The sequence below is a fragment of the Streptomyces flavovariabilis genome, assembly GCF_000725785.1.
GTDB lineage: Bacteria > Actinomycetota > Actinomycetes > Streptomycetales > Streptomycetaceae > Streptomyces > Streptomyces hawaiiensis.
Map to the genome: position 1 here is coordinate 441,772 of NZ_JNXD01000006.1, position 26,025 is coordinate 467,796.

Genomic DNA, 26,025 nt, shown 5'->3' on the forward strand with positions numbered 1-26,025 from the left:
GAAGCGCAGACCCGGTCCGCCCCTCCGTGCCTCACGGAGGGGCGGACCGTTTTGCCGTGCTTCACCTGAACTCGTCGAATTCGCAGCACTCTTCCCTTCCGGACCGGAACTCTCCGGAATGCCTCGGGCACGGTTCGTCATATGTTCGTCGGGCATGCGGAGGGGTATCAATTCGGCACGTGCCGCAGGCAGTGACCGGGAACGGATGGTCAATTTCCGTTTCGGGTCGCTCCATTGGCGGGCGATCAGTAGCCTCTGCTCGAACACCGGATCGCCTACGCCTTGGAGAGATAGATGGAGCGTCCCGCCTGGGCCCCACGGAGCATCGACATCTCGGTGCCCAGCGTTTCCCGGATGTACGACTACTATCTGGGCGGATCGCACAACTTCGAGGTCGACCGGGAAGCGGCCCGCAGGGCCATGGAGTTCATGCCGGGACTCCCCAAGATCATGCAGGCGAACCGCGCGTTCATGCGCCGCGCCGTGCGCTACGCGGCCGACCAGGGCGTCTCCCAGTTCCTGGACATCGGTTCCGGCATCCCCACCTTCGGCAATGTGCACGAGGTGGCGCAGACCGCCCGCCCCGGCGCGCGCGTGGTGTACGTCGACCACGACCCGGTCGCCGTGGCGCACAGCCAGGCGGTCCTGGAGGGCAACGACGACGCGGGCGTCGTCGCCGCGGACCTGCTCAAGCCCCAGGAGATCCTGCGCAGCCCCGAGGTGGAGCGGCTGATCGACCTGAATCAGCCAGTGGCGTTGCTCCTCGTTGCCATACTGCACTTCGTGGAAGACGAGGACGACCCGTACGGGGCCGTGGCCGAACTGGGCGAGGCACTCGCGCCCGGCAGCCTGCTCGTGCTCACCCACGCCTCCTACGAGGGGATCCCGCTGCCGCCGGAGCGGGCCGGGGGCGCGGTGGACGTGTACGAGCACATCCGTAACCCGCTGATCATGCGCTCGCGCGAGGAGATCGCGCGGTTCTTCGAGGGGTACGACATGGTGGAACCCGGACTGGTGGCGATGCCGCGCTGGCGGCCCGACACCGCACCGGAGGACGAGGATCCCTATGCGTTCTCCGGGTTCGCGGGCGTGGGGCGTACGGCGTGATCGCGGAACCGGACGGGCCGGAGGACAGACTGCGCCGGTTCGCGACGATCTGGAGCCGGGCCGTCTTCCCGGTGACCTCGACGTCGTCGACCCGCACCGAGTTCGAGACGCAACTGCTGCCCCTGGCCCGGCGGCTGAGTGAGGCACTGCTGGCCCGCGCCTTCGACTCCGAGGCGGGCAGGGAGGTCGGCGCCGCCCTCGTGGACGCGCACTGCACCGACCCGGAGGCGCTCAGCCGCACCCTGGACTGCGTCGACGCCTATCTGGTTCTGTACTGCGGCGGCGACGGCGACCAGGAGGACCTGCGGGCGCGGTGCGCGCGGCTGCAGCACGCGATGGCCGCCGGTTTCGCCCGGGCGCTGCGCGAGCGGACCCTGGCCGAGCAGGAGGCCATCGCACAGGCCGCCCTCCAGGCGCAGGGCGTGGTGGCGCAGGCCCTGCACGCGAGCGAGGCGCGTTTCCGCGCCGTCTTCGAAGGCGCGGCCATAGGCATCGGCATGGCCGACCTCGAGGGCAACATACTGCAGGTCAACGGCGCGCTGCTGCGCATGTTCGGGGTCTCCGACCAGACGCTGCGCAGCCGCAACGTCCGGGACTGGACCCACCCCGACGACGCTCCGCAGACCTGGCGGCTCTACGACGAACTCGTCCGGGGCGAGCGGGAGCACTACCACCTGGAGAAGGCGTTCTACCGCCCTGACGGAACCGTCCTGTGGACGAACCTGACGGTCTCCCTGCTGCGGGACGCCGACGGTGACCCGCAGTACCAGCTCGCCCTCATGGAGGACACCACCGAGCGGCGGCTGCTCAACCTGCGGCTGCGCTACGAGGCCACACACGACGCGCTGACCGGGCTGCCGAACCGCACGTTCTTCTTCGAGCGCCTGGAGAAGGCGATGGGCGCCGGGGAAGGCCAGCGGTTCGGGCTCTGCTACCTGGACCTGGACGGCTTCAAGACCGTCAACGACAGCCTCGGTCACGCGGCCGGCGACCGGCTGCTGGTGGAGGTCGCCGACCGGCTGCAGTCCTGCGCCACGGCGCCCGGCGAGATGGTCGCGCGACTCGGCGGCGACGAGTTCGTGGCGCTGACCACCGGGCCCGACACCCAGCGCGAGGTCGACGAACTCGCCGGGCGCATCATGAACGCGCTGCTCGCGCCGATCAGCGTCGACGGCCGGGAGCTGACCGTGCGCGGCAGCATCGGCATCGTCGAGGGCCCGGCCGGGGAACGCAGCCCGGCGGAGGTGCTGCGCAGCGCGGACATCACCATGTACCGGGCCAAGTCGGCGGGCGGCAACCGCTTCGAACTGGCCGATCCGGAGGCGGACGCCCGGGCCATCACGCGGCACGGGCTGACCACGGCGCTGCCGACGGCGCTGGAGCGGGGCGAGTTCTTCATCGAGTACCAGCCGCTGGTGCATCTCGGCGACGGCAGCGTCCGGGGCGCCGAGGCCTTGGTGCGCTGGCTGCATCCGCAGCACGGGGTGCTGGGGCCGGACCGGTTCATCCCGCTCGCGGAGCACACGGGCCTGATCGTGCCACTGGGCCGCTGGGTTCTGGAGCAGTCGGTGCGCCAGGCCCGCGAGTGGCGCGAACTGCACGGCGGTGTCGAGGCGCTGGGGCCGCTGCGGATCAACGTGAACCTGTCGCCGTGCCAGTTGACGCATCCCGGGCTGGTCCAGGACACGGTCGACATCCTGGAACGCACGGGCGTCGCGCCGGACGCGCTGTGCCTGGAGGTCACCGAGTCGGCGCTGATCGGCGCGGACGACGATCTGCTGAAGCCGCTGCGCCGGCTGGCGGAGATGGGCGTCGACATCGCCCTGGACGACTTCGGGACGGGGTATTCCAATCTCGCCAACCTGCGCCGGCTGCCCGTCAGCATCCTGAAGCTGGACCGGTCCTTCACCCAGAGCATGCAGCAGTTCCCGGCCGATCCGGTCGACCTGAAGATCGTCGAGGGGATCGTCTCGCTGGCCCACAGCCTGGATCTGGCGGTGACGGTGGAGGGGGTCGAGACGGGTGCGCAGGCCGAGCAGTTGCGGATACTGGGCTGCGACACGGCACAAGGCTGGTACTACGCAAGGCCGGGCCCCCCGGAGAGGCTGCACGAACTGGCCCTGGTAGACGCAACAGGCTAGGGCCTGCCCGGCGAGGGGATGCCTTCACGTCTCGGCGCGGCGGAACTTACGGTTTGTGGGTTACCCAGAGAAGTTCCGCCGGCCAGCGGTGTGCCCAGTCGGGTGGGTCGGTTTCGTTGTAGCCGTTGGGTGCTCCGAGTTCGGGCCGCGGCTCGATGAGGTCGTCGATGATGAGACCCGCGCCGCGCAGGACCTTGACCCAGCCGCCGTAGGTGAGCTGATAGCTGGTCGCGCCGTCGTCTTCGGCGATGGTGTTCAGCCCGAAGTAGTCCTGCTGCAGCGTCGTGGTCACGCGGCTGGCGGCTTCGTCGTAGCAAGCTTCGAACCATGGGCTGGCGACGTTGAACACCAGGCGCCCGCCTCGGCTCAAGACGCGTGCGGCCTGCGGGACGGCCAGGTGCGGGGGCGCCCAGCTGAGCCCACCGAAGTCGCAGAACACCAGGTCGAAGCTGTCGGCGGCGAAGGGGAGTTGTTCGGCGGCGCCTTGCACCAGCGGGTAGCGGGCCGCTCCCATCGCGCGGGCCGCTGCGGCGAGTTGGGCTTCGGACAGGTCGAGCCCGACCACGGTGGCGCCCTCGGAGGCGAGCGCCCTGGACCACTGGCCGGCGCCGCAGCCGAGTTCGAGGACGCGCTTGCCGGTGACGTCGCCCAGGGCGTGCAGGTGCGCGTCGGGGATGGAGTACATGCCCCACAGCCGGGGTGTGGCGCCGATTTGCGGGTCGTGCTCGTGCTGGTAGGCGCTGCTGATCTGGTTCCAGAACCGCCGGTTGGCGGGGATGCTGTCCACATGCCGACTCCAGCACTGCCTGCCGAGGGCGGTCAACACGATGAGGGTACTGGCCGGCCCTCGCCTCGGTCCGGCCCTGGCTCGGCCCATGATCCGCCGGACGAGCCCTAGGGGGCAGCGCCCTCAGGGGCGCGGGGAACCGCGCGAACAACCACAACGCACCTGCACTCCGAAACGACGCCTGCACCCAACGCCGCTCCCGAGTCCGCCTCACCGCTCGAGCAGCATCCGCTGCAACTCCCGAGCGGCCCGGGGCGGAGCCACATCAGTGCGATGCGCCAGCGCGATCGTGCGATGCAGGCCGGGCCGGGCCAGCGGAGTCACCCGCAGCCCGCGCCCGGACCTGGCCGCCACCATCCGCGGCACGACGGCGACCCCCAGCCCGGCCCGCACGAACCCCAGCACCGCGTCCATCTCCCCGCCCTCCACCGCGAAGTCGGGTTCGAACCCCTCGGCCCGGCACGCGGCCACGGTCAGTTCCCGCAGGTCGTACCCGTGCCGGAACATCACCAGCCGCTCACCCTCCAGGTCGGAGACCCGCACGGTACGCCGTCCCCGGCCGGGCCTCGGCGCGTCCGGGGACGAGACCACGACAAGATCCTCCCGCAGCAGCTCCACCGTGGTCAGCGCCGGCGAGGGCGTCGGCAGCGGCAGCACGACCAGCGCCAGATCCAGCGCGCCACGCGCCAGTTCCCGCACCAGGTCGTGCGACCCGCCCTCCTCGATCAGCAGCCGGATCCCCGGATAGCGATCGTGGAAGGCCCGCAGCACATCCGGCAACAGGCCCGTGCACACACTCGGCGTCGCCCCCAGCCGCACCCGCCCCCGCCGCAGCTGCGCCAGCTCCTGCACCTCGTGCCGCGCCGTGTCCGCGTCGGCCAGGATGCGCCGGGCCAGCGGGAGGAGCGCCTCCCCGGCGTCCGTGAGCGTGATGTTGCCCCGGGCGCGCAGGAACAGGTCCGCGCCCAGCTCCCGCTCCAGCGCCTTGATCTGCTGCGACAGCGACGGTTGGGCGACATGGACCAGATCGGCGGCCCGGGTGAAGTGCCGGGTCTCGGCGACGGCCACGAAGTACTGGAGCTGCTGGAACTGCATGCTCCCACGATAGCTCCAGCCTATGGATTCAAGCCGGACCATGTCTTGGACCGATCGGCTGCGGATCCGTAGCGTGCTGTTCCATGGCTCTGGCAACGCGGACGGACCGACGGCCGTCTCTCGCACGTACCGTGTGGGACTCCACCGTCGGCAAGAAGACCGTGATGGCGGTCAGTGGTCTGATCATGCTGCTGTACCTGGTCGTCCACATGATCGGAAACCTGAAGATCTTCTTCGGGGCGGGAGAGTTCAACCACTACGCGCACTGGCTGCGCGTCGTCGGCGAGCCGTTCATGCACTACGAGTGGACGCTCTGGCTCGTCCGGATCGTGCTGATCGTCGCCGTCGTCGCGCACGCCACCTCGGCGTACCAGCTCAGCCGCCGCGACATCAGGGCCCGGCCGAGCAAGTACGTGCACAAGAGGCCGCGGGCCGGCTACGCGACCCGCACCATGCGCTGGGGCGGGATCATCCTCGGGCTGTTCATCGTCTGGCACGTCCTGGACCTGACGACCGGCACCGTGCACCCCGGCTTCCAGCCCGGCCACCCGTACCAGAACGTCGTGGACACCTTCTCCACCTGGTACGGCAACGCCGTCTACATCGTCGCGATGCTCGCGCTCGGCCTGCACGTCCGGCACGGCTTCTGGAGCGCGGCCCAGACCCTCGGCGTCGGCAGCCGCACCCGCGACCGCGCCCTGAAGACCGTCGCCGACATCCTCGCGCTGCTGCTCACGGCCGGTTTCATCGCCGTACCCGTGGGCGTCATGACCGGAGTGGTGAGCTGAAGATGACTAACTACGCCGACTACGCGACCGGTGAGCCGGTCGTCGACACCAAGGCCCCCACCGGGCCGATCAACGAGCGCTGGGACAAGCGCCGCTTCGAGGCCAAGCTGGTCAACCCCGCCAACCGGCGCAAGCACACCGTGATCGTCGTCGGCACCGGCCTCGCCGGCGGCTCCGCCGGGGCCACCCTCGCCGAACAGGGCTACCACGTCGTCCAGTTCTGCTACCAGGACTCCCCGCGCCGCGCCCACTCCATCGCCGCGCAGGGCGGCATCAACGCCGCAAAGAACTACCGCAACGACGGCGACTCTATCCACCGGCTGTTCTACGACACCGTCAAGGGCGGCGACTTCCGGGCCCGCGAGTCCAACGTCCACCGGCTCGCGCAGATCTCCGTCGAGATCATCGACCAGTGCGTGGCCCAGGGTGTGCCCTTCGCCCGGGAGTACGGCGGGCTGCTCGACACCCGGTCGTTCGGCGGCGTGCAGGTGTCGCGCACGTTCTACGCCCGCGGCCAGACGGGCCAGCAGCTCCTCCTCGGCGCCTACCAGGCCCTCAGCCGGCAGATCGCGGCCGGGAACATCGAGATGCACCCGCGTACCGAGATGCTCGACCTGATCGTCGTCGACGGGCGGGCGCGCGGGATCGTGGCCCGGGACCTGGTCACCGGGAAGATCGACACGTACTTCGCGGACGCCGTGGTGCTCGCCTCCGGCGGCTACGGCAACGTCTTCTACCTGTCGACGAACGCCATGAACTCCAACGCCACCGCCATCTGGCGGGCCCACCGGCGCGGAGCGCACTTCGCCAATCCCTGCTTCACCCAGATCCACCCCACCTGCATCCCGCGCACCGGCGACCACCAGTCCAAGCTGACACTGATGAGCGAGTCGCTGCGCAACGACGGGCGCATCTGGGTGCCCAGGGCGAAGGGCGACCAGCGGCCCCCGAACGACATCCCCGAGGACGAGCGCGACTACTACCTGGAGCGCATCTATCCGTCCTTCGGCAATCTCGTGCCTCGTGACATCGCCTCCCGTGCCGCGAAGAACGTGTGCGACGAGGGCAGGGGAGTGGGGCCGGGCGGGCAGGGCGTCTACCTCGACTTCGCCGACGCCATCGCGCGCATGGGCCGGGGCGCCGTCGAGGCCAAGTACGGCAACCTCTTCGACATGTACCAGCGGATCACCGACGAGGATCCGTACCAGGTGCCGATGCGGATCTACCCCGCCGTGCACTACACGATGGGCGGACTGTGGGTCGACTACGACCTCCAGACCACCGTCCCCGGGCTGTTCGCGATCGGCGAGGCCAACTTCTCCGACCACGGCGCCAACCGCCTCGGCGCCTCCGCGCTGATGCAGGGACTCGCGGACGGCTACTTCGTCCTCCCCGCGACCATCAACGACTACCTGGCCCGCAACCCCCACGACGACGCGGTGACCGACGGACACCCCGTCGTCCAGGAGGTGCTGGCCGACACCCAGGACCGGCTCAACCTGCTGCTGTCCGTCGACGGCGACCGCACCCCCGACTCCTTCCACCGCGAGGTCGGCGAACTCATGTGGGAGTTCTGCGGCATGGCCCGCACCGACTCCGGCCTGCGCAAGGCGCTGGAACGCATCCCGCAGATCCGCGAGGAGTTCTGGCGCCGCATCAAGGTGCCCGGCACCGGCGAGGAGTTCAACCAGTCGCTGGAGAAGGCCAACCGCGTCGTCGACTACCTGGAGCTCGCCGAGCTGATGTGCCTCGACGCGCTGCACCGCGAGGAGTCCTGCGGCGGCCACTTCCGCGAGGAGTCCCAGACACCCGACGGCGAGGCCGCCCGCAGGGACGCGGAGTTCGGGTACGCGGCCGCCTGGGAGTTCACCGGCACCGGCGAGGCTCCCGTCCTGCACAAGGAAGACCTCGTCTTCGAGTACGTCCACCCCACCCAGCGGAGCTACGCATGAAGCTCACCCTGCGCGTCTGGCGGCAGCGCAACGCCGACGCCGACGGCACGATGTCCACGTACGAGGTGGACGGGATCTCTCCCGACATGTCCTTCCTGGAGATGCTCGACACGCTCAACGAGGAACTCATCGTCAAGGGCGAGGACCCCGTCGCCTTCGACCACGACTGCCGTGAGGGCATCTGCGGGGCGTGTTCGCTCGTCATCAACGGCGACGCGCACGGGCCCGAGCGGACGACGACCTGTCAGCTGCACATGCGGTCGTTCAAGGACGGCGACACGATCGACGTGGAGCCGTGGCGGGCATCGGCGTTTCCGGTGATCAAGGATCTCGTGGTGGACCGGTCGGCCTTCGACCGGATCATCCAGGCCGGCGGGTACATCACCGCGCCGACGGGGGCGGCTCCCGAGGCGCACGCCACGCCGGTGCCGAAGCCGGATGCCGACTTCGCCTTCGAGCACGCCGAGTGCATCGGGTGCGGGGCGTGTGTGGCGGCCTGTCCCAACGGGGCGGCGATGCTGTTCACGTCGGCGAAGATCAACCATCTGAACGTGCTGCCGCAGGGGGCTCCCGAGCGGGAGACGCGGGTGCTGGACATGGTGGAGCAGATGGACGAGGAGGGGTTCGGCGGGTGCACGCTCGCCGGGGAGTGCGCCACCGCCTGCCCGAAGGGCATTCCGCTGATGTCCATCACGAGCATGAACAAGGAGTGGCTGCGGGCCGCGCGGAAGGCCGCCAGGCGGTAGTTCAACAGCCGCACATCCTCTCTCCCGGCACACGTCACTCGGGCGTCGGCCGGCACGGGGACAACAGGGAGCGGTGGCACCGCTCGCCGCCCCCGGCCCGTGACCAGGAGAGAGCCATGACCGGCGTACTGACCGTCGACCGCCCCGCGCAGCCCACGGCCCCCACCCGCTACACCGTCGCCCTCGCCCGGACCGAGGAGGACGTACGCGCCGCCCAGCGGCTGCGCCACGACGTCTTCGCCGGAGAGATGGGCGCCCTGCTGGCCGGCCCGCAGCCAGGCCTCGACGTCGACCCCTTCGACGCGCACTGCGACCACCTGCTCGTCCGGGAGGAGACGACCGGCCAGGTCGTCGGCACCTACCGGCTGCTGCCGCCGGAACGCGCGGCGATCGCCGGGCGGCTGTACTCCGAGGGCGAGTTCGATCTGACCGCGCTCGACGGGATCCGGCCGCAGCTCGTCGAGGTCGGCCGCTCCTGTGTGCACCCCGGCCACCGCGACGGGGCGGTCATCAGCCTCATCTGGGCCGGCATCGCCCGCTACATGGTCGACCGCGGCCACGAGTGGCTCGCCGGCTGCTGCTCCGTCCCGCTCGCCGACGGCGGCACCCTCGCGTCCGCCACCTGGGACCGGGTGCGCGACAAGCACCTCTCGCCGGAGGGGTTCCGGGTGCGGCCGCTGCTGCCGTGGACGCCGGGCCCCGCGCCCGCCGCCCGCGTCGAACTGCCCGCCCTGCTGCGCGGCTATCTCCGCCTGGGTGCCTGGGTGTGCGGCGAACCGGCCCACGACCCGGACTTCGGTGTCGCCGACCTGTACGTGCTGCTGCCGATGAGCCGCGTCAACGCCCGCTACCTGCGCCACTTCCTCTCCCTCGTACCGGCCTGATGAGCGCCTGGCTGCCCACCGCGCCCTGCACGCCGCAGACCTGTGTCGAGGCGCCGGCGGCCGTGCGGGCGCGGGCCGTGCCGCGCGCCGTGCTGCGGCTGACCGCGGTCCTCCTGCTCCTTCTCACGGGGATGGCGCTCACGCCCTTCGGCGCCCGGATACCGGCGTCGCTGGTCCGGCGGTGGTGCCGGTGGATCGTGCGGGCCGCCGGCGTCCGGGTCCGCATCACCGGCGCCGCCGCCCCCACCGGCGGACTGCTGCTGGTCGCCAACCACATCTCCTGGCTGGACATCCCGCTGCTCGCCGCCGTACGCCCCGCCAGGATGCTGGCCAAGACCGAGGTGCGGAGCTGGCCCGTCGCCGGGGCGCTGGCCGCGCGCGGCGGAACCCTCTTCATCGACCGGGACCGGCTGCGGGCCCTCCCGGACACGGTCGCCCGGATCGCCGGGGCCCTGCGCGAGGGCGCCGCGGTCGCGGCCTTCCCCGAGGGCAGCACCTGGTGCGGCCGGGCCCAGGGCACCTTCCGCAGGGCCGTCTTCCAGGCCGCCCTGGACGCCGGGGTGCCGGTCCAGCCGGTGCGGATCGGCTACCGGCTCAGCGACGGCACGGCCACCACGGCCCCCGCGTATGTCGGCGAGGACACGCTGCTCGCCTCCCTGTGGCGGGTGGCGACGGCCCGCGGCCTGATCGCGGAGGTCGAGGTACGGGGCCCCGTACCGCCGGGCGGCAGCCCCGACCGCCGGGCTCTCGCCCGCGCCTCCCAGCCGCCGGAGACGACGGCGCCGTCGTGGACGCACACGGTGCTCGTGGCGTAGGACGTGCGCCGACCGGGCGGCACGGCCGTCCCGTCCTGCCCGGTGGCTGCGTCGGGCGGGGACATCGGCCGTACGGCCGCAGGCGCGGCCCGGTCATCAGGACCTGCTCCGGCCGGGCGCAGGCGTGGCGTCCCGTCCCGCCCGAGGGGCGGGGCCCGCTGCGCGCCACGTCTCGGAGGGGCCCGGTGTGCGGCAGGAGGGCGGCCCGGCCGTCGTACGGGATGCCGCCGCGCGCGGGGCAGGCGGGCTGCGGCCGCCCGGGATCGCACACGAGTGGCAGCCGCCGGCTCGCCGAGCGCAGGCCCGGCGCATGAACCCGGACGTCCCTGCCCGCAGGGACTTGCCTCAACGGCCCCCGGACAGCGTGCGCGCCAGATACGGCGCAGTCCGGCCCTGCGCCGAGCGCGCGACGTCCGCGGGCGGCCCCACCGCCACGATCCGGCCGCCCGCGTCGCCGCCGCCCGGGCCGAGGTCGATCACCCAGTCCGCGCGCGCGACGACGGACATGTCGTGCTCGACGACGATCACGGTGTGCCCGGCGTCGACGAGGCCGTGCAGCTGGCGCATCAGGACGTCCACGTCGGCCGGGTGGAGGCCGGTCGTGGGTTCGTCGAGGAGGTAGAGGGTGTGGCCGCGCCGGCCGCGCTGCAGTTCGCTCGCCAGCTTGATGCGCTGGGCCTCGCCGCCGGAGAGCTCGGTGGCGGGCTGGCCTAGGCGGAGGTAGCCCAGACCCACGTCGAGCAGAGTGCCGAGGCTGCGGGCCACAACCGGGATGTCGGCGAAGAACTCCGCCGCGGCCTCCACCGTCAGATCCAGCACCTGCGCGATGTTCCGCCCGCGGTACGTCACCTCCAGTGTCCGAGGGTTGTAGCGGGCCCCGCCGCAGTCCGGGCAGGGCGCGTACGTGCTCGGCAGGAACAGCAGCTCCACACTGACGAACCCCTCGCCCTGGCAGGTCTCGCAGCGCCCTCCCGCCACATTGAAGGAGAACCGCCCGACGCCGAAACCGCGTTCGCGGGCCCCGTCGGTGGCCGCGAACACCTTGCGTACGACGTCGAAGAGGCCCGTGTAGGTGGCGAGGTTCGAGCGCGGGGTGCGGCCGATCGGCTTCTGGTCGACCGAGACCAGCCGGCCGACCCCCGCCGAGTCCTCCGTGATCTCGCCGATGAGCGTGGACTTGCCGGAGCCGGACACCCCGGTCACCGCGGTGAACACGCCGAGCGGGAACTCCGCCGTCACGCCGCGGAGGTTGTGCCGCGAGACCGGGCCGGTCTTGAGCCACCCGGTCGCCTCGCGCACGTCCCGGGCCAGGGCGGGGCAGTGGTCGAACAGGTAGCGGGCCGTCGCCGACTCCTCGACACCGGCCAGCTCGGCCACCGGACCGCTGTGCAGCACCCGCCCGCCGTGCTCGCCCGCGTCCGGGCCCACGTCGACCAGCCAGTCGGCCCCCCGCACGACGTCGAGGTGGTGCTCCACCACGAACACCGAGTTCCCGGACGCCTTCAGCCGCTCCAGCACCGTGAGCAGCGCCTCGATGTCCGCCGGATGCAGTCCCGCCGACGGCTCGTCGAGGACGTAGACGACCCCGAACAGGCCGGAGCGCAGTTGGGTGGCCAGCCGCAGGCGTTGCAGTTCGCCCGCGGAGAGCGTGGGTGTGGGCCGGTTGAGACTGAGGTAGCCGAGACCCAGCTCGACGACCGGCGCGATACGGGACCGCAGGTCGTCGGTGAGGACCCGGGCGGCCTCCGAGGTCGCGTCGAGACCGGTGGCCAGCTCCGCCAGCGGCAGTGCCGCCAGGTCGGCGATGGTCCGGCCGCCGAACGTCACCGCCAGGGCTTCGGGGCGCAGCCGGCTGCCGCCGCACGCCGGGCAGGGCGCGCTGGTGAGGAACCGCTCGGCCTTCGCCCGCAGGGCCGGGCTCTTGGAGTCCGAGAACGTCTTCATCACGTACCGGTGGGCGCTCATGTAGGTGCCCTGGTACGGCCGTTGGATCCGGTCGGCGTCCCGCACGGGGTGCACCGTGACCACCGGTTGCTCGTCCGTGAACAGGATCCACTCCCGCTCGTCGGCGGGCAGTTCCCGCCACGGCCGGTCCACGTCGTGGCCGAGGGCGTCGAGAATGTCCCGCAGGTTCTTGCCCTGCCAGGCACCCGGCCACGCGGCGATCGCCCCGTCGCGGATCGACAGCGACGGGTCGGGGACCAGCAGCTCCTCGCTCGTACGGTGCACCTGCCCGAGCCCGTGGCACTCCGGGCAGGCCCCCACCGCCGTGTTGGGCGAGAACGCGTCGGAGTCGAGCCGCTCGGCGCCGGGCGGGTAGGTGCCGGCCCGGGAGAACAGCATCCGCAGGGAGTTGGAGAGGTTGGTGACGGTGCCGACGGAGGAGCGGGAGGTGGGCGCCGCGCGGCGCTGCTGGAGTGAGACGGCCGGGGGCAGTCCGGTGATCTCCCCGACCTTCGGGGCGCCGACCTGGTGGATCAGCCGGCGTGCGTACGGCGCGACCGACTCGAAGTAGCGCCGCTGCGCCTCCGCGTAGATCGTGCCGAACGCCAGCGACGACTTTCCCGAGCCGGACACGCCGGTGAACACGGCCAGCACGTCCCGGGGGATGTCGACGTCGATGCCCTGGAGGTTATGCTCGCGGGCGCCACGGACACGGACGAACGGGTCATGGGAGTCGCGGTCGTGCATGGGAAACGACTCTAACCGGAGGTGATCGCGGCGAGCCGCCGGTAGGAGTCCAGCAGGGCCTCACGGTCGTACGTGCTGGTCGTGACCAGTACCTCCTGCGCGCCCGTCTCCTTCAGCACCGTCTCCAGCTCGTGCGCCACCTGCTCCTCGGTCCCGGCGATGTGGCCGGTCAGGCCGGACTCGTAGAAGCCGCGCTCCTTGCCGGTCATCGTGAGAGTCTCCACGCGCCCGGCGGGTGGCAGCGGCGGGAAGGTGCCGTGCGTACGCGAGTACGCCATGGACCAGGCCTCGGGAATCAGCAGCCGCCTCGCCTCGTCGGGGGTGTCGGCCACGGCGATCGTGCCCGAGATGACGACGTAGGGTTCCGCGGCCCAGGGGGAGGGGCGGAAACGGTCGCGGTAGTGGTCGATGCCGCGCCGCATCCTGTCCCGGTTCCTGAGGTCGCCGATGACCATGGGCAGCCCGGCGCGGGCCGCGATGCCGGCACCCTCGCCCATGGCCAGGACGAACGGCGGCACGCTCAGGCCCTCGGCGGGGCGGGCGTGCACCCCGGTGGGGGAGCTGCCCCGGAACCAGCCGAGCAGCTCGCCGAGCTGGGCCTCGAAGTCCTCGGCGTCGCCCTTGTCGCGGCCCAGGGCCCTGCGCACGCCGTCCGTGAAACCGACAGACCGGCCGAGACCCATGTCGATCCGCCCGGGGAACAGCGATTCCAGCACCCCGAACTGCTCGGCCACGACCAGCGGCCGGTGGTTGGGCAGCATCACCCCGCCGGTGCCGACCCGGATCGTCCGGGTCGCGCCCGCGACGGCGGCGGCCAGCACGGTCGGCGCGGAACCGGCGACCCCGGGCACGCCGTGGTGTTCCGAGACCCAGAGCCGGTGGTAGCCGAGCCGCTCCAGTTCCCGTGCCATACGCACGGTGTCGCGCAGCGCCTCGGGGTGGGTGTGCCCCTCGCGGGTGCGGGAGCGGTCGAGGACGGACAGGCGCACGGGTTCCATACCAGGTTCTACGCCGGGCGGGGCCGCCGGTATTCCGGCGCCGCCCGGGGACCACCCGGAAAACCGGGTGACCGCGTCCTGGCACGTGAGGACACTGTTCCGTATCCCGTAGCGAAAGGCGGCCGACCATGACCGTCCCCAACGTCCTGCTCTCCGGCATCGTCGGATCGACCGCCTATGGCCTCGCCCGCCCGGGTTCGGACATCGACCGCCTCGGCCTGTTCGCCGTACCGACCGGAGAGCTGCACGGTCTGCGCCGGCCGAAGGAGTCACACGTCAGCACGGCGCCGGACCGCACCCTGCACGAGGCGGCCAAGTGGTGCCGGCTGGCCCTCGGCGGCAATCCGACCGCGATGGAGCTGGTGTGGCTCCCGGACGACCTGTACGAGGTGCGCACCCCGCTCGGCGACGAGCTCATCGGCATCCGTACGGCGTTCCTGAGCGCCCGGCGCGTCCGGGACGCCTATCTCGGGTACGCCACCCAGCAGTTCCGGCGGCTGGAGGCGCGCGGCGACGGGTCGTTCTCCTCCGACACCCGCAAGCGCACCGCGAAGCACGCCCGGCACCTCAAACGGCTGTGCGGCCAGGGCCTGGAGCTGTACACCACCGGGCGGCTGGCGATCCGTGTCGAGAACCCGGACGAGTACCACGCCTTCGGCGAGCACGTCGCCGCCGACCCGTCGGCCGCCCTGCCCCTGCTCAGGCACTACGAGGCCGCCTTCGACGCGGGCCCCACGGCGCTGCCGGACGAGCCCGACGAGGCGCCGGTGGAGGCCTGGCTGCGCCGGGTCAGGGCGCACTTCTACACGGAGGCGGCCTGCTCAGCCGTCGGGGCGTAGCAGGCCGCGCTCATAGGCCCTGACCAGGTTCTGCGGGACGAGGCGACGCACGCCGTCGACGGTGACGGGGACCAGCGTCGGGGTGCTCGCTTTCCACTGGGCGCGGCGGTGACGGGTGTTGCTGCGGGACATCTTCCGCTTGGGGACAGCCATGGGACTCCTCCTCGGTGGGCAGGCACCGGAGACGCTACATGAAAATGGATCCCATTAACAATGTGCGTCCCGGTGCCCGGCCACCGCGGCCCCGGAGGGGCGTGTCAGTCGTCCGCGCCCACGAGCATCCGCACCTCGAACTCCTCGTGCGCGGCGGCCTCTTCACCCGGGCTCTTGTCCAGCACCGTGCCGAGCCAGCCCAGGAGGAAGCCCACGGGGATGGAGACGATGCCGGGGTTCTGCAGCGGGAACCAGGCGAAGTCGGCCTCGGGGTAGAACGAGCCCGGGGCCGAGGAGACCACGGGGGAGAAAGTGGCCAGCAGGACGGAGCAGAGCAGACCGCCGTAGAGGCTGAGCAGGGCGCCCTTCGCGCTGAAACGCCGCCAGAAGAGGGTGTAGATGATCGTCGGCAGGATCGCGGACGCCGCGATGGCGAAGGCCAGGAAGGCGAGCGTCGCGGTGTTCGCCCCCCAGGCGACGAGGGCCAGCAGGATGCCGAGGACCCCGATCACCGCCCCGGACAGCCGGGCGACGGTCAGCTCCTCCGTCTCGCTGGCCCGGCCCTTGCGGATCACCTCGCTGTACAGGTCGTGCGCGAGGGAGGACGCCGCGGCCAGGGTGAGGCCGACCGCCACGGCGAGCAGCGTCAGATACGCGAGGCAGGTCAGCAGCGCGGTGAGGACACTGCCGCCCAGCTCGTGGGCGAGCAGCAGGACGGAGGCGTTTCCGGTGCGGTCCGTGCTCTCGATGGCGTCCCGGCCGAGCAGCGCGGTGGCACCGAGGCCCATGATGCCGGCCCCGAAGCAGACCGCACCGACCAGGCCGACGGCCCACAGCACGGAGGAGCGCAGGACGCCGCTGTTGCGCGGGGTGAGCAGCCGCATCAGCACGTGCGGGAGGGCGGCGAGGCCGAGCACGATGGCCAGTTCCAGGCTGAGGAAGTCCAGCTTGTTGCTGACGGTGCCGCCGTAACGCAGCCCCGGTTCGAGGAAGCTCAGGCCCGAACCGCTGCGCTCGGAGGCCCTCTCCAGCAGCGCGTTGGGGTTCCAGTCGAAGTGGTGGAGCACCCATCCCGCGGTGAACAGCACACCCACCACCAGCATCACGGCCTTGATGATCTGGATGACCGTCGCGCCGGGCATGCCCCCGAGGGAGGCGTACAGGATCACGAAGACGCCGATCACGACCACGCACAGGGTGCGGGTGGTGCCGCTCGGCACGCCCGTGAACTGGGTCAGCAGGGCCACACTGCCGACGAGTTGGGCCACCAGGTAGAGCGTGGCGATGGCCAGGATGCAGACCGCCAGCGCGACCCGTACCGGCCGCTGCTGCCGGGGCAGGCGCAGCGCCACCGTGTCGCCGAGCGTGAACTTGCCCGTGCGGTGCAGGGGTTCGGCGATCAGCAGCAGCACCATCATCCAGGCGACCGTGGTGCCGCCGAGGTACATCAGCCCGTCGTACCCGGTCAGGGCGACCAGCCCGGTGCTGCCCAGCAGGGTGGCGGCGGACAGGTAGTCGCCGCACATGGCGAGACCGTTGCGCAGCGGCGACATGGCACGGTTGCCGAGGTAGAACTCGCTGATCTCGTCGCGCTGAGGAGCCGTCAGCAGCGCCGTGAACAGGGTGATCACGACCACGGTCAGGAACAGGACGAACGTCAGCTGCAGACTGCTGTCGTCGATGGCGGCGGCGGTCACCACGTGCGGAACCCCCTCGTCCCGTGCTGAAGCGGCTGCCCCGCCCCCTGTGGAGGCACCGCCGAACGGGCGCGTCGGCTCTCGGTCTCGTGCAGCCGGGACCTGAGGCCGCGGGCGAGCGGATCGACCCGGGTGCGCATGTGCCGGACATAGCACCACGCGGTCACGCCCATGACGACGAACTGCCCGAGACCGAGGACGAGTCCGACCGTGAGGCGGCCGAACAGCGGCTGGTTCATCACCGCGGGCACAAAACTCGACAGCAGCACATACAGCAGGAATCCACCGACGGACAGGATCGTCGCGCGGACGCCGAACCGGCGCTGCGCGCGACGCAGAGAGTGGAATTCGGGATGGTCGGATATACGAGACGGCGGAGTACGTTCGATGTGCGGAAGCGGGAATGCGGGAGTGTCATCCCGCTGCGGTGAATATTCGGGCACAGGCGCACCTTCTTCGCTGCATCGTGCCCCGCACTCGACCCCGTCGGGTCAGTGGACGCGTCCGGTTTCCGGGCAGGGGGGAGGGATGCCGGACGCGCGGTGGGGGGTGCGGGCTCTGTGGGGGCTCGTGTATCCGGAGAACTCGCTTTTCCGGATGCACGCGGACGGCCTCGGGGTTCTGTGTGGAGATCCCCGACCAGCCTCGGCCGCGGGTGATGGCGAGGCTGAGAGCGGAGTATGTCAGTGCTGTGCTTGAGGCATCAACTGTGCGCGTGAATTGACCCGTGTGCATGGCTTGTTCACGCGGGCTGTCTCAAATGCGCTTAGGGTGGGCGGCGTGAGTGACGACCGCAGCAAGGCCCCGCTGGCCGTGTTCGACCTGGACAACACCCTCGCCGACACCACGCACCGGCAGAAGTTCCTGGAGCGCAGGCCCAAGGACTGGGACGGGTTCTTCTCGGCGGCGCCGCAGGACCCGCCGGTCCCGGAGGGAATCGCGCTGGTCCGGGAGAGCGCGCGGGAGTGCGAGATCGTCTACCTGACCGGGCGGCCCGAGCGCTGCCGGCGCGACACACTGGACTGGCTCGCCGCCCAGGGGCTGCCCGAAGGGCGCGTGCACATGCGGCGGGACGCCGACCGGCGGCCCGCCCGGTTCACCAAGCTGGAGATCCTGCGACGCCTCGCCCGCACCCGCGAGATCCGCGTCCTCGTGGACGACGACGAACTGGTCTGCGCGGACGCCCGGCGTGCGGGCTTCACCGTCGTACGGGCCGACTGGGTGACCCGGTCCGCCGAGATGAAATCGGCGCAGGAGCGGGAGGGACGGACCTGAGAGCGCCTGGCGGCGGAGAGCCGGAGCCCGCGCCTGCCTACTCGGACTCGTCCAGCCGGAAGCCCACCTTCAGGCCCACCTGCCAGTGCGCGATCTGCCCGTCCTCGAGCTGGCCGCGCACCTGCGTCACCTCGAACCAGTCCAGATTGCGCAGCGTCTGCGAGGCCCGGTCGACGCCGTTGCGGATGGCCTGGTCGACGCCGTCCGGTGAGGTGCCGACGATCTCCGTGACCCGGTAGGTGTGGTTCGACATGCCGCTGCTCCTCTTCCAGTGACGGGAGTGTCACGCTCCCTCCACCGTGCCCCAAGCGGCGGCGAAGCGCGAGACGTCGTCCCCCGCCGTCGCCGCCGCCCCGGGGCTCACCGGTGTCAGCGCGCCACACTCAGCGACAGTGCGAACCGGCCCGCCCCGTCCGTCCACCAGTGGGCCAGTTCCAGGCCGGCAGCGGACAGTTCGGCGCGCACGCCCTCCTGCCGGAACTTCGCCGACACCTCGGTCCGCATCTCCTCGCCCGCCGCGAAGTGGACGGCGAGGTCGAGCGCCGGAACCTTCACCGTCTGCGCCGTACGGGAGCGCAGCCGCATCTCGATCCACTCGTGCCCGGCGTCCCACACCGCCACATGGTCGAACGCGGCGGGCTCGAAGTCGGCGCCCAGCTCACGGTTGATCACGGTCAGGACGTTCTTGTTGAACGCGGCCGTCACCCCGGCCCCGTCGTCGTACGCCCGCACCAGCACCTCCTCGTCCTTGACCAGGTCCGTGCCCAGCAGCAGGGCGTCGCCCGGGGCGAGCAGGGCGCGTACGGACGCCAGGAACGCGGCGCGCTCGGCGGGCAGCAGGTTGCCGATGGTGCCGCCCAGGAACGCCACCAGGCGGGGCCCCGGCGTGTCCGGCAGGGTCAGCTCCGCGGTGAAGTCGGCGATCAGCGCGTGCACGTCGAGCCCCGGCCGCTCGGCGGCGAGCGCCTGACCGGCCTGCCTGAGGGCGCTCTCGCTGACGTCGACCGGGACGTAGGTGTGCAGCTGCGTGAGGGCGTCGATCAGATGCCGCGTCTTCTCCGAGGAGCCGGAGCCGAGCTCGACCAGGGTGCGGGCCCGGGTCGCCGCGGCGATGTCCCCGGAGCGCGCGAGGAGGATGTCCCGCTCGGCGCGTGTGGGGTAGTACTCCGGCAGTTCCGTGATCCTCTCGAACAGGTCGCTGCCGTGCGCGTCGTAGAACCACTTCGGCGGGAGGGTCTTGGGGCGGCCGGACAGGCCCCGCTGGACGTCGGCGCGCAGCGCGGCGCCCGTGGCGTCCTCGGGCAGGGTGCGGGTGAGGTGGAACGGGCTCACGTACGGGGCTCCTTCACGGGTGCGGGCGCGGAGGCCTCGGTCGGCTCCTTCAGCGGCGTGAGCAGCACGTCGGTGCGGCTCGCCGCGAGCAGGGTGCGGTCGGGCACCTCCTGCCAGTGCGGATCGTCGTCGTAGGGCTCGGAGGCCACGACGGTGCCGCCGCCGGGCGGGGTGAGATACCAGAGGGTGTCGCCCCAGGCGGTCGCGGTGATGGTGTCCCCGTCGGTGAGCAGGAGGTTGAGCCGTGAGTCCGGGGCCGCGGCGGCGACTTCCAGGACGGTGTCGGCCATCGCCTGGCCTTCCTCGTCGCCGCCGCGCAGCCGCGCCAGCACCAGCGCCCAGACGAGCGCCGAGTCGTTGCGGGCCTCCAGGGACAGCAGGTCCTCGGGGGGCAGGGTGCGGGACACCGCGGCCAGCGAGCCGGGCCAGCCTTTGACCGCCCCGTTGTGGCTGAACAGCCAGGTCCCCGCGGCGAACGGCGCCGCCGCGGCCTCCGCGTCCGCGCCCGACAGGGTCGCGTCCCGCACCGCGGCGAGCAGCGCGGTGGACCGTACGACCCGGGCGAGATCGGCGAACGACAGGTCCGCCCAGATCGGCCCGGCCCGGCGGTAGCGGGCCGGCACCGGGTCACCCCCGGCGTACCAGCCGACGCCGAAACCGTCGGCGTTGACCGTCCCGTACCGCTGGTGCCGGGGCGCCCACGACTGCCGGTACAGCCCGTGCGCGGGCTCCACGAGGAGCCGGCCCAGCGACTCCTGCGGCCCCACGTACGCCACATGACGGCACATCAGACGTTCTCCGACCGGGCGGTGCGGAACCCGGAGAAGATCTGCCGCCGGATCGGGTAGTCCCAGTTCCGGAAGGTGCCCCGGCAGGCCACCGCGTCCACCGCGAACGAACCGCCGCGCAGCACCTTGTGCTCGGGCCCGAAGAAGACCTCCGAGTACTCCTTGTACGGGAACGCCTTGAACCCCGGGTACGGCAGGAAGTCGCTGGCCGTCCACTCCCACACGTCGCCGATCAGCTGCCGTACGCCCAGCGGCGACTCGCCGGCCGGGTAACTCCCGGCGGGCGCCGGACGCAGGTGCCGCTGGCCGAGGTTGGCGTGCTCGGGCCCCGGGTCGGCGTCGCCCCACGGGTAGCGCATGGAGCGGTCACCGGCCGGGTCGTGCCGGGCCGCCTTCTCCCACTCCGCCTCGGTCGGGAGCCGGCGTCCCGCCCAGCGGGCGTAGGCGTCGGCCTCGTACCAGCACACGTGCAGCACCGGCTCGTCGGGCGGGACGACCTCGGTGACGCCGAAACGGCGCCTGAGGAACTGCTGTCCGTCGCGCCGCCAGTACAGCGGGGCGTCGATGCCGTGCTTGCGGATGTGCGCCCAGCCGTCGGCCGTCCACCACCGCGGGTTGTCGTAGCCGCCGTCCTCGATGAACGCCTGGTAGGCGCCGTTCGTCACCGGGGTCGTGTCGATGTGGAAGGGCGCCACCTCGCGCCGGTGCGCGGGGCGTTCGTTGTCCAGCGCCCACGGTTCGCCGGAGGTGCCCACCGTGAACGGACCGCCCGGGACGAGGACGTCGGACGGGCCGGTGAACAGCGGCGCCGGCTCGGGGTCCGGGGCGGTCAGTGCCTGCGGCCCCCTGCGCAGCTGATGGGTGATCAGCATCGTCTCGTCGTGCTGCTGTTCGTGCTGCGCGATCATCCCGAAGGCGAACCCGGCCTCCGTCAGCCGCGTCCCGTGAAACGCGTGCCGCTCCAGCACGTCCAGTGCCCTTCCGCGGACGTCGGCCGCGTAGGTGCGCGCCTCGGCGGGCGACAGCAGGGGCAGCTTCGGCCGCTCGGCCCTCGGGTGCTCGAAGGCGTCGTAGAGGCCGTCGATCTCGGGGCGTATCGCCTCGTGCCCGGCGACGGCCCGCAGCAGCCACTGCTCCTCCTGGTTGCCGATGTGCGCGAGGTCCCACACCAGCGGCGACATCAGTGGCGAGTGCTGCGCGGTCAGGTCGGGATCCTCCACGCAGCTCGTCAGCAGCGTGGTGCGTTCGCGGGCGACGACGAGTGAGGCGACCGCCCGCTCACGGAGCACCTCGGGGTCGACGGTCCCGGCGTCGGCAGCGGGATCGGTGTCGGTCATGGGCGGAAGTCCTTCCCGTGGGCGCGACCGTCCGTGCCGCGCTGTCGGTCGAGCAGGTCGTCGGCGGGGCAGCGGCCCAGGACGACATAGCGGTCCAGATGGTCCGTGACGGCCTCGATGACCTCGGGGGCGGCGCCTAGCCGGGGCAGGGCCTCCAGTGCGGTCGTGAAGCACGTGACGGCCACCTCGCGCAGTTCCGCGTCGGCCAGTCCGCCGCGGGCCGCGTCGAGCCACAGCGGGTTGTGCGGGGCGGGCAGCCCCAGCGTCCGCTCGGCCAGCGGCTTCACGGCCCGGTAGGCGGTCTCGGTGGCCTGCGGGTCGTCGAACAGCGCCGCCGTCACGGCGAGCGGCACGATCCAGCCGTCGTCGCCGGGCTGCGCGTCGATCATGCGCAGTTCGAGATGGCCGCGCGGCCTGACCGGCGGGAACAACGTCGTGACGTGGTAGTCGAGATCCTCCCGGGTGGGCGGCCGGGGCGCGCCCGTGCGGATCCAGTCCCGGAAGGTGAGCCCCTCGGGGACGTCCCAGGGCCCGGTGTCCCGCCGTACGCACATCACGGGGGAGTCCAGCACGTGCCGGGCCCAGGCGCTGCGCGGGTCGGTGTCCAGCCGCGGTCCGCCCGCCCGGCCGGCGCCGATCCTGGTCCACGTCAGCTGCCGGGTGGACAGCCAGCCGGTCGGACGGTGCCCGGCGAGCGGGGAGTTGGCGAAGGCGGCCACCAGGACCGCGCCCAGATGGTGGGCCAGCCACCAGCGCCGCACCAGGCCCTGCGGCCCGGGCTCCTCGTGGCCGGCGTCCAGGCACACCTGCACGGAGGCGGAGGTGCACATCATGGCGCGGCCGGCGGGGCCCGTGCGGTCCAGGCACGCCTCCATGGCGTCGTAGCGCGGTTCACGCAGGAACCGGCGGGGCTCGTGCCAGGGATCATGGCCGAGGCCGACGAGGGCGAGGCCGTCCTGGCGCAGTACCGCGCGGACGGCGTCGAGGTCGGCGGAGACGGTACCGATGGCTTCCGTCAGCGAGGCGGCGGGGGGCGAGCTCAGCTCCAGCTGGCCGCCGGGTTCCACGGTGAGCGCCGACCCCAGAGGCAGGGGCCGCAGTGCGGCGTAAGCCGCTTCGAGTCGTTCGGGTGTGACGGGGAGCTGCGGTGCGCGCAGCTCGTGGACGAGCCATTCCACCTCGACACCGAGGCGGCGTGGCGGGCCGGTCTTGAAGCAGATGCCGCGGACGAGTGCCTCGACCTCGGCTTCGGACAGTGAGGTGCGTGGCCGGGTACAGCCACTTACCGATTCGGACATGTCGGGATCCTCCTGAGATTCCACCATGCCATTGGTTCGGGCCCTTCGGCGGCCCGGACCGAGAGCACCCGTCCCACCCAAGACGCTCGTGTCGCTCGGCACAAGGGGGCGAACCGGGGCGTTTCCGGGCGGTCATACGGTCCGGCCCGGTGTTTCCAAGGACTTTCCCGGGCGTTCTCCGATGGCGAAAACTGTGTTGCACCGGAGATCGGGCATCACCCACGATGCCTGCGTGAGCACGACAAGAAGAGCCGCGCGGCACGCGGTCACGGCGCGCACGGGGGTGGCGCCGTGAGCGCGCGCCTGCGCGGTATCGCACAGCAGACCGAGCAGATCGTCGCGGCCGGGGCCTACCGCGCGCCGGACGGGCGCGAGGTGTCGATCACCGCGGAGCTGCGTGCGGCGCGCGAGGGCACGCGTCTGTACGGACCGGAGCCGGTGCCGGTGTCCGCCGATCGGGTGACCGGGGCGCGGGAGACGCTGGTCGAGGTCACGGGAGAGAGCAGCCTGGCGGCCGCCCGCCGGCTGGGCGGGCACGTGGCCCTGCTGAACTTCGCCTCGGCCCGCAATCCCGGGGGCGGCTATCTGAACGGCGCCCAGGCCCAGGAAGAGGCCCTGTGCCGGGCCTCCGCGCTGTACACCTGCCTCCTCGAGGCCAGGGCTTTCTACGACCACCACCGGGCCCACCGCGACCCGTTCTACACGGACCGTGTCATCCACTCACCGGCCGTGCCCGTCTTCCGCGACGACCGGGGCGGCCTGCTGAACCAGCCGTACACCGCCGGCTTCCTGACCTCGCCCGCGCCCAACGCGGGCGTGGTGCTCCGCACGGCGCCCGAACGGGCCCCCGGTCTGCCGCGGGCCCTCGCGGTCCGGGCCGAACGCGTCCTGGAGACGGCCGCCGCCCACGGCTACCGTCGGCTCGTCCTGGGCGCCTGGGGCTGCGGAGTGTTCCGCAACGACCCCGCGCAGGTGGCGGAGGCGTTCCGGGCGCTGCTGTGGCCCGGTGGCCGGTTCGCGGAGGCCTTCGAACACGTGGTGTTCGGGATCCTGGACCGGACACGGGACCGTGCGGTGAGAGGCGCCTTCGAGAGGACCCTCAGCTCCAGCCGTAGCACTCCTGCAGGCGGCGCCTGACCAGGTTGAAGCGCATCCGATCGAGGGCGCACGCCTCCCGGCGCATACCGTCCTCGTGCAGCCGCAGCACCCGGTCCACGTCGACCCACGAGTCCCGGCCCGTCCGGTCCCACGGCCCGCTGCCGATGGGCACCCACTCCCGGTCGCCGTCGTGCCGCTTGCTGGACAACTGCACCGCCAGGAAGGTGCCGCCCGGCTCGCGGGCGACCACCAGCACCGGGCGGTCCTTGCCGCGGCCGTCGTTCTCCTCGTAGGGCACCCAGGTCCAGACGATCTCCCCGGGGTCCGGGTCGCCGTCGTGCGCGGGGGAGTACTCCGTCCGCACCCGGCCCACCGCGCGCGGGTCGGCCTGGACGGTGGCGGAGGGGCCGTGACGGCCGGGGACGTTCTCGTCGGCAAACGTGCTCACGGGGGCACCCTAGAGGCTGCCCCCGTGAGCACGCCGCCCGGGTCACCCGCGGCCGCCATGTAGGCGGCCCCCGGGGGCAGGTACTCGGCCACCCTGCTCGCTCAGGCGGCAGCGGAACGTGCCGTGGCCGGCAGGGACGGCCACTTCTCGGCCCAGCGCAGCTCGGCCTCCAACTGGGCGGCCACCTGCACGAGCAGGGGCTCGCTGTTCGCCGGGCCCAGCAACTGCGCGCCGACCGGCAGGCCGTCCGGCGTGAAACCCGCGGGCACGTTGACCCCCGGCCAGCCCAGTACGTTCCACGGCCAGGCGTACGGGCAGGCGGCGATCATCGCCCGGTCGGTGGCGAATCCGCTCAGTTCGAGCAGGGCGCCGATCCGGGGCGGGGGAGCGGCCGTTGTGGGCGCCAGCACGACGTCGTAGGAGGTGAAGAACCCGCCGATGCGCCGGTGCAGCACGGTCTCCGCACGCCGGGCCGCCCGCAGCGGGGCACCGCCGAGCAGCCGGCCCAGCCGGGCCGCGTCCCGGGTGCGCCGGTCCAGCAGCGCCGGGAAGGGCGCCTCGCCCACGCGCTCGGCGATCCCGGCCGTGGCCCGCGGCACGAAGGTCAGCCCGATCTGCCCGTAGGGCGGGTCGGCCTCCTCGACGAAGTGCCCCGACGCGGCCAGCCGTTCGGCCAGTTCGACCACCCGGGTGCGCACCTCGGGCAGGAGCCGGGCGGGCACCGCCGTGAAGGGCGGTTTGAGGGAGAGCGCGATGCGCAGCCGCCCGGGGTCGCGGCCCACGGCCCGGGACACGTCGAGGGCCGGGGGCCGGTGCGGGTCCTGCGCGTGGTTGCCGCTCGCCGCGTCCAGCAGCAGGGCCGCGTCGGCGACCGTGCGGGCCAGGGTGCCGTTGACGGTGATGCCCTGGAAGGACTCGCCGCGCGGCCAGGTGGAGATGCGTCCGCGCTGCGGCTTGATGCCGACCAGGTGCGTCCACGCGGCCGGGATCCGCACCGAGCCGGCACCGTCCGAGCCGAGCGCGGCCGGCACCAGGCCCGCGGCGACCGCGGCTGCCGAGCCGCCCGAGGAACCGCCGGGCGTGTGCTCCGCACTCCACGGATTGCGGGTCGCGCCGAAGGCGGGACCCTCGGTGAAGGGCCACTGCCCGAACTCGCAGGTGTTGGTCTTGCCGATGATCACGGCCCCGGCCGCGCGCAGCCGCCGCACCGCCTCGCCGTCCTCGGCGACCGGCGGGAACTCCCCGCAGCAGCCGAACGCGGTCGGTTCACCGGCCACGTCCATGTCGTCCTTCACGGCGACGGGGACGCCGAGCAGCGGCCTCGGCGCGGCTGCCGACGCCAGTTCCCGGTCCGCGGCATCGGCCTCCGCGAGCGCGGCCTCGGCCCGGACGATCCGGAATGCGTTGAGGTTCCCCTGCGTCGCCTCGATCCGCGCCAGCGTCCGCTCGACCAGCGCTCGCGACGTCACCTCCCCGGCGGCCAGCGCACGGGCGGCCTCCGCCAGGCTTTCGGAACGGTCGAGCGTCATACGGACACCTCCGGAAGCGGCTGTCTACCGAACGGTAACGTCCGGCGGCCGGTGACGGAACGCCGACGACGGGAGTGGAAGTCCACCGCCGGCCACATCTTCCTCACTGGGCGCATCGGCCCCTGTTCAAACCATTGACGGCCCTCCGCCTCGCCCCTACGTTCTGTGCCCCCACTTCTGATCGAATTTCCGAACCTTGTTCGGAATATCGAACCCGGTGTCCTAGG

24 protein-coding genes are annotated in these 26,025 nt (G+C 72.1%); 10 read left to right on the forward strand and 14 right to left on the reverse strand.

Annotation, left to right across the window (positions count from 1 at the left end; all coding sequences use genetic code 11):
- The first annotated feature begins 294 nt into the window (after positions 1 to 294).
- Entirely contained in the window at positions 295 to 1,107 is an 813-nt protein-coding gene (locus IO24_RS0114170; protein ID WP_031135609.1) for an SAM-dependent methyltransferase, read from the forward strand.
- Positions 1,104 to 3,248: a putative bifunctional diguanylate cyclase/phosphodiesterase gene (locus IO24_RS0114175; protein ID WP_031135611.1), complete on the forward strand. Its 2,145-nt coding sequence runs from the start codon at positions 1,104 to 1,106 to the stop codon at positions 3,246 to 3,248. Before IO24_RS0114170 ends, IO24_RS0114175 begins: the two co-directional genes overlap by 4 nt.
- 46 nt (positions 3,249 to 3,294) lie before the next feature.
- On the opposite strand, the gene IO24_RS0114180 is transcribed toward IO24_RS0114175, so the two are convergent.
- Positions 3,295 to 4,035: a class I SAM-dependent methyltransferase gene (locus IO24_RS0114180; protein WP_031135613.1), complete on the reverse strand. Its 741-nt coding sequence runs from the start codon at positions 4,033 to 4,035 to the stop codon at positions 3,295 to 3,297.
- Between the two features lie 210 nt (positions 4,036 to 4,245).
- The gene (locus tag IO24_RS0114185) at positions 4,246 to 5,130 is read right to left on the reverse strand and encodes a LysR family transcriptional regulator (RefSeq protein ID WP_031135615.1); all 885 of its coding nucleotides are present in this window, start codon (positions 5,128 to 5,130) and stop codon (positions 4,246 to 4,248) included.
- Between the two features lie 83 nt (positions 5,131 to 5,213).
- Here IO24_RS0114185 and IO24_RS0114190 point away from each other — a divergent pair, with 83 nt between their 5' ends.
- The 5 genes from IO24_RS0114190 (at position 5,214) to IO24_RS0114210 (ending at position 10,315) form a co-directional block, all read left to right on the forward strand.
- Positions 5,214 to 5,918, forward strand: coding sequence for a succinate dehydrogenase (locus tag IO24_RS0114190; protein WP_045297092.1), 705 nt, complete (start codon positions 5,214 to 5,216; stop codon positions 5,916 to 5,918).
- Between the two features lie 2 nt (positions 5,919 to 5,920).
- A complete protein-coding gene (locus tag IO24_RS0114195) occupies positions 5,921 to 7,870 on the forward strand; it encodes a fumarate reductase/succinate dehydrogenase flavoprotein subunit (protein WP_031135619.1) in 1,950 nt (649 codons plus the stop codon).
- Positions 7,867 to 8,616, forward strand: a complete 750-nt coding sequence (locus tag IO24_RS0114200; RefSeq protein ID WP_031135620.1) for a succinate dehydrogenase/fumarate reductase iron-sulfur subunit — start codon at positions 7,867 to 7,869, stop codon at positions 8,614 to 8,616. The genes IO24_RS0114195 and IO24_RS0114200 overlap by 4 nt, the downstream gene beginning before the upstream one ends.
- Before the next feature lie 116 nt (positions 8,617 to 8,732).
- Positions 8,733 to 9,500, forward strand: coding sequence for a GNAT family N-acetyltransferase (locus IO24_RS0114205; RefSeq protein ID WP_031135622.1), 768 nt, complete (start codon positions 8,733 to 8,735; stop codon positions 9,498 to 9,500).
- The gene (locus tag IO24_RS0114210) at positions 9,500 to 10,315 is read left to right on the forward strand and encodes a lysophospholipid acyltransferase family protein (protein WP_031135624.1); all 816 of its coding nucleotides are present in this window, start codon (positions 9,500 to 9,502) and stop codon (positions 10,313 to 10,315) included. Before IO24_RS0114205 ends, IO24_RS0114210 begins: the two co-directional genes overlap by 1 nt.
- Before the next feature lie 345 nt (positions 10,316 to 10,660).
- On the opposite strand, the gene IO24_RS0114215 is transcribed toward IO24_RS0114210, so the two are convergent.
- Together IO24_RS0114215 and IO24_RS0114220 are read right to left on the reverse strand one after the other, a co-directional pair.
- Positions 10,661 to 13,006: an ATP-binding cassette domain-containing protein gene (locus IO24_RS0114215; protein ID WP_031135626.1), complete on the reverse strand. Its 2,346-nt coding sequence runs from the start codon at positions 13,004 to 13,006 to the stop codon at positions 10,661 to 10,663.
- Positions 13,007 to 13,017: 11 nt separating this feature from the next.
- Positions 13,018 to 14,004 (reverse strand): LLM class flavin-dependent oxidoreductase, encoded by a 987-nt coding sequence (locus tag IO24_RS0114220; protein WP_031135628.1) that lies wholly within the window; start codon positions 14,002 to 14,004, stop codon positions 13,018 to 13,020.
- Between the two features lie 128 nt (positions 14,005 to 14,132).
- On the opposite strand from IO24_RS0114220, the gene IO24_RS0114225 reads away from it, so the two are divergent.
- Entirely contained in the window at positions 14,133 to 14,843 is a 711-nt protein-coding gene (locus IO24_RS0114225) for a nucleotidyltransferase domain-containing protein (RefSeq protein WP_031135630.1), read from the forward strand.
- Here the strand turns inward: IO24_RS0114225 and rpmF are convergent.
- From rpmF to IO24_RS0114240, 3 genes are all read right to left on the reverse strand, one after another.
- Positions 14,826 to 14,996: a 50S ribosomal protein L32 gene (rpmF, locus tag IO24_RS0114230; RefSeq protein WP_031135631.1), complete on the reverse strand. Its 171-nt coding sequence runs from the start codon at positions 14,994 to 14,996 to the stop codon at positions 14,826 to 14,828. The two genes, IO24_RS0114225 and rpmF, sit on opposite strands and share 18 nt — an antisense overlap.
- A 104-nt stretch (positions 14,997 to 15,100) precedes the next feature.
- A complete protein-coding gene (locus IO24_RS0114235) occupies positions 15,101 to 16,696 on the reverse strand; it encodes a sodium/solute symporter (RefSeq protein ID WP_031135633.1) in 1,596 nt (531 codons plus the stop codon).
- Positions 16,690 to 17,136 carry a DUF485 domain-containing protein gene (locus tag IO24_RS0114240; protein WP_031135636.1) on the reverse strand — a complete coding sequence of 149 codons (447 nt, stop codon included), beginning with the start codon at positions 17,134 to 17,136 and terminating at the stop codon, positions 16,690 to 16,692. The genes IO24_RS0114235 and IO24_RS0114240 overlap by 7 nt, the downstream gene beginning before the upstream one ends.
- A gap of 337 nt (positions 17,137 to 17,473) precedes the next feature.
- Between IO24_RS0114240 and IO24_RS0114245 the strand changes: the two genes are divergently transcribed.
- Positions 17,474 to 17,968, forward strand: coding sequence for a phosphatase domain-containing protein (locus IO24_RS0114245; protein ID WP_031135638.1), 495 nt, complete (start codon positions 17,474 to 17,476; stop codon positions 17,966 to 17,968).
- A 37-nt stretch (positions 17,969 to 18,005) separates the two neighbouring features.
- Here the strand turns inward: IO24_RS0114245 and IO24_RS0114250 are convergent, their stop codons facing one another.
- From IO24_RS0114250 to egtA, 5 genes are all read right to left on the reverse strand, one after another.
- A complete protein-coding gene (locus IO24_RS0114250; protein ID WP_031135641.1) occupies positions 18,006 to 18,221 on the reverse strand; it encodes a dodecin in 216 nt (71 codons plus the stop codon).
- A 116-nt stretch (positions 18,222 to 18,337) separates the two neighbouring features.
- Positions 18,338 to 19,300, reverse strand: coding sequence for an L-histidine N(alpha)-methyltransferase (gene egtD, locus IO24_RS0114255; protein ID WP_031135643.1), 963 nt, complete (start codon positions 19,298 to 19,300; stop codon positions 18,338 to 18,340).
- A complete protein-coding gene (gene egtC / locus IO24_RS0114260; protein WP_031135644.1) occupies positions 19,297 to 20,088 on the reverse strand; it encodes an ergothioneine biosynthesis protein EgtC in 792 nt (263 codons plus the stop codon). The genes egtD and egtC overlap by 4 nt, the downstream gene beginning before the upstream one ends.
- A complete protein-coding gene (gene egtB / locus IO24_RS0114265; protein ID WP_031135646.1) occupies positions 20,088 to 21,425 on the reverse strand; it encodes an ergothioneine biosynthesis protein EgtB in 1,338 nt (445 codons plus the stop codon). Before egtB ends, egtC begins: the two co-directional genes overlap by 1 nt.
- Positions 21,422 to 22,723: an ergothioneine biosynthesis glutamate--cysteine ligase EgtA gene (gene egtA, locus IO24_RS0114270; protein WP_031135648.1), complete on the reverse strand. Its 1,302-nt coding sequence runs from the start codon at positions 22,721 to 22,723 to the stop codon at positions 21,422 to 21,424. The genes egtB and egtA overlap by 4 nt, the downstream gene beginning before the upstream one ends.
- 291 nt (positions 22,724 to 23,014) lie before the next feature.
- On the opposite strand from egtA, the gene IO24_RS0114275 reads away from it, so the two are divergent.
- Entirely contained in the window at positions 23,015 to 23,860 is an 846-nt protein-coding gene (locus IO24_RS0114275; RefSeq protein WP_031135651.1) for a TIGR02452 family protein, read from the forward strand.
- Here the strand turns inward: IO24_RS0114275 and IO24_RS0114280 are convergent.
- Both IO24_RS0114280 and IO24_RS0114285 read right to left on the reverse strand, forming a co-directional pair.
- Positions 23,823 to 24,269 (reverse strand): type II toxin-antitoxin system PemK/MazF family toxin, encoded by a 447-nt coding sequence (locus IO24_RS0114280; RefSeq protein WP_031135653.1) that lies wholly within the window; start codon positions 24,267 to 24,269, stop codon positions 23,823 to 23,825. The genes IO24_RS0114275 and IO24_RS0114280 overlap by 38 nt on opposite strands.
- Positions 24,270 to 24,370: 101 nt before the next feature.
- Complete coding sequence (locus IO24_RS0114285) at positions 24,371 to 25,798, reverse strand: amidase (protein WP_031135655.1); 1,428 nt, start codon at positions 25,796 to 25,798, stop codon at positions 24,371 to 24,373.
- Positions 25,799 to 26,025 lie beyond the last annotated feature (227 nt).

What these genes read in the sequence shown, in the direction of transcription:
- IO24_RS0114250 (WP_031135641.1), bottom strand. Translation starts at nt 18,221, where the DNA reads ATGTCGAACCACACCTACCGGGTCACGGAGATCGTCGGCACCTCACCG.
- IO24_RS0114190 (WP_045297092.1), top strand. Translation starts at nt 5,214, where the DNA reads ATGGCTCTGGCAACGCGGACGGACCGACGGCCGTCTCTCGCACGTACC.
- IO24_RS0114200 (WP_031135620.1), top strand. Translation starts at nt 7,867, where the DNA reads ATGAAGCTCACCCTGCGCGTCTGGCGGCAGCGCAACGCCGACGCCGAC.
- egtA (WP_031135648.1), bottom strand. Translation starts at nt 22,723, where the DNA reads ATGTCCGAATCGGTAAGTGGCTGTACCCGGCCACGCACCTCACTGTCC.
- IO24_RS0114285 (WP_031135655.1), bottom strand. Translation starts at nt 25,798, where the DNA reads ATGACGCTCGACCGTTCCGAAAGCCTGGCGGAGGCCGCCCGTGCGCTG.
- IO24_RS0114170 (WP_031135609.1), top strand. Translation starts at nt 295, where the DNA reads ATGGAGCGTCCCGCCTGGGCCCCACGGAGCATCGACATCTCGGTGCCC.
- IO24_RS0114195 (WP_031135619.1), top strand. Translation starts at nt 5,921, where the DNA reads ATGACTAACTACGCCGACTACGCGACCGGTGAGCCGGTCGTCGACACC.
- IO24_RS0114225 (WP_031135630.1), top strand. Translation starts at nt 14,133, where the DNA reads ATGACCGTCCCCAACGTCCTGCTCTCCGGCATCGTCGGATCGACCGCC.
- rpmF (WP_031135631.1), bottom strand. Translation starts at nt 14,996, where the DNA reads ATGGCTGTCCCCAAGCGGAAGATGTCCCGCAGCAACACCCGTCACCGC.
- IO24_RS0114220 (WP_031135628.1), bottom strand. Translation starts at nt 14,004, where the DNA reads ATGGAACCCGTGCGCCTGTCCGTCCTCGACCGCTCCCGCACCCGCGAG.
- IO24_RS0114210 (WP_031135624.1), top strand. Translation starts at nt 9,500, where the DNA reads ATGAGCGCCTGGCTGCCCACCGCGCCCTGCACGCCGCAGACCTGTGTC.
- egtC (WP_031135644.1), bottom strand. Translation starts at nt 20,088, where the DNA reads ATGTGCCGTCATGTGGCGTACGTGGGGCCGCAGGAGTCGCTGGGCCGG.
- egtB (WP_031135646.1), bottom strand. Translation starts at nt 21,425, where the DNA reads ATGACCGACACCGATCCCGCTGCCGACGCCGGGACCGTCGACCCCGAG.
- IO24_RS0114215 (WP_031135626.1), bottom strand. Translation starts at nt 13,006, where the DNA reads ATGCACGACCGCGACTCCCATGACCCGTTCGTCCGTGTCCGTGGCGCC.
- IO24_RS0114205 (WP_031135622.1), top strand. Translation starts at nt 8,733, where the DNA reads ATGACCGGCGTACTGACCGTCGACCGCCCCGCGCAGCCCACGGCCCCC.
- IO24_RS0114185 (WP_031135615.1), bottom strand. Translation starts at nt 5,130, where the DNA reads ATGCAGTTCCAGCAGCTCCAGTACTTCGTGGCCGTCGCCGAGACCCGG.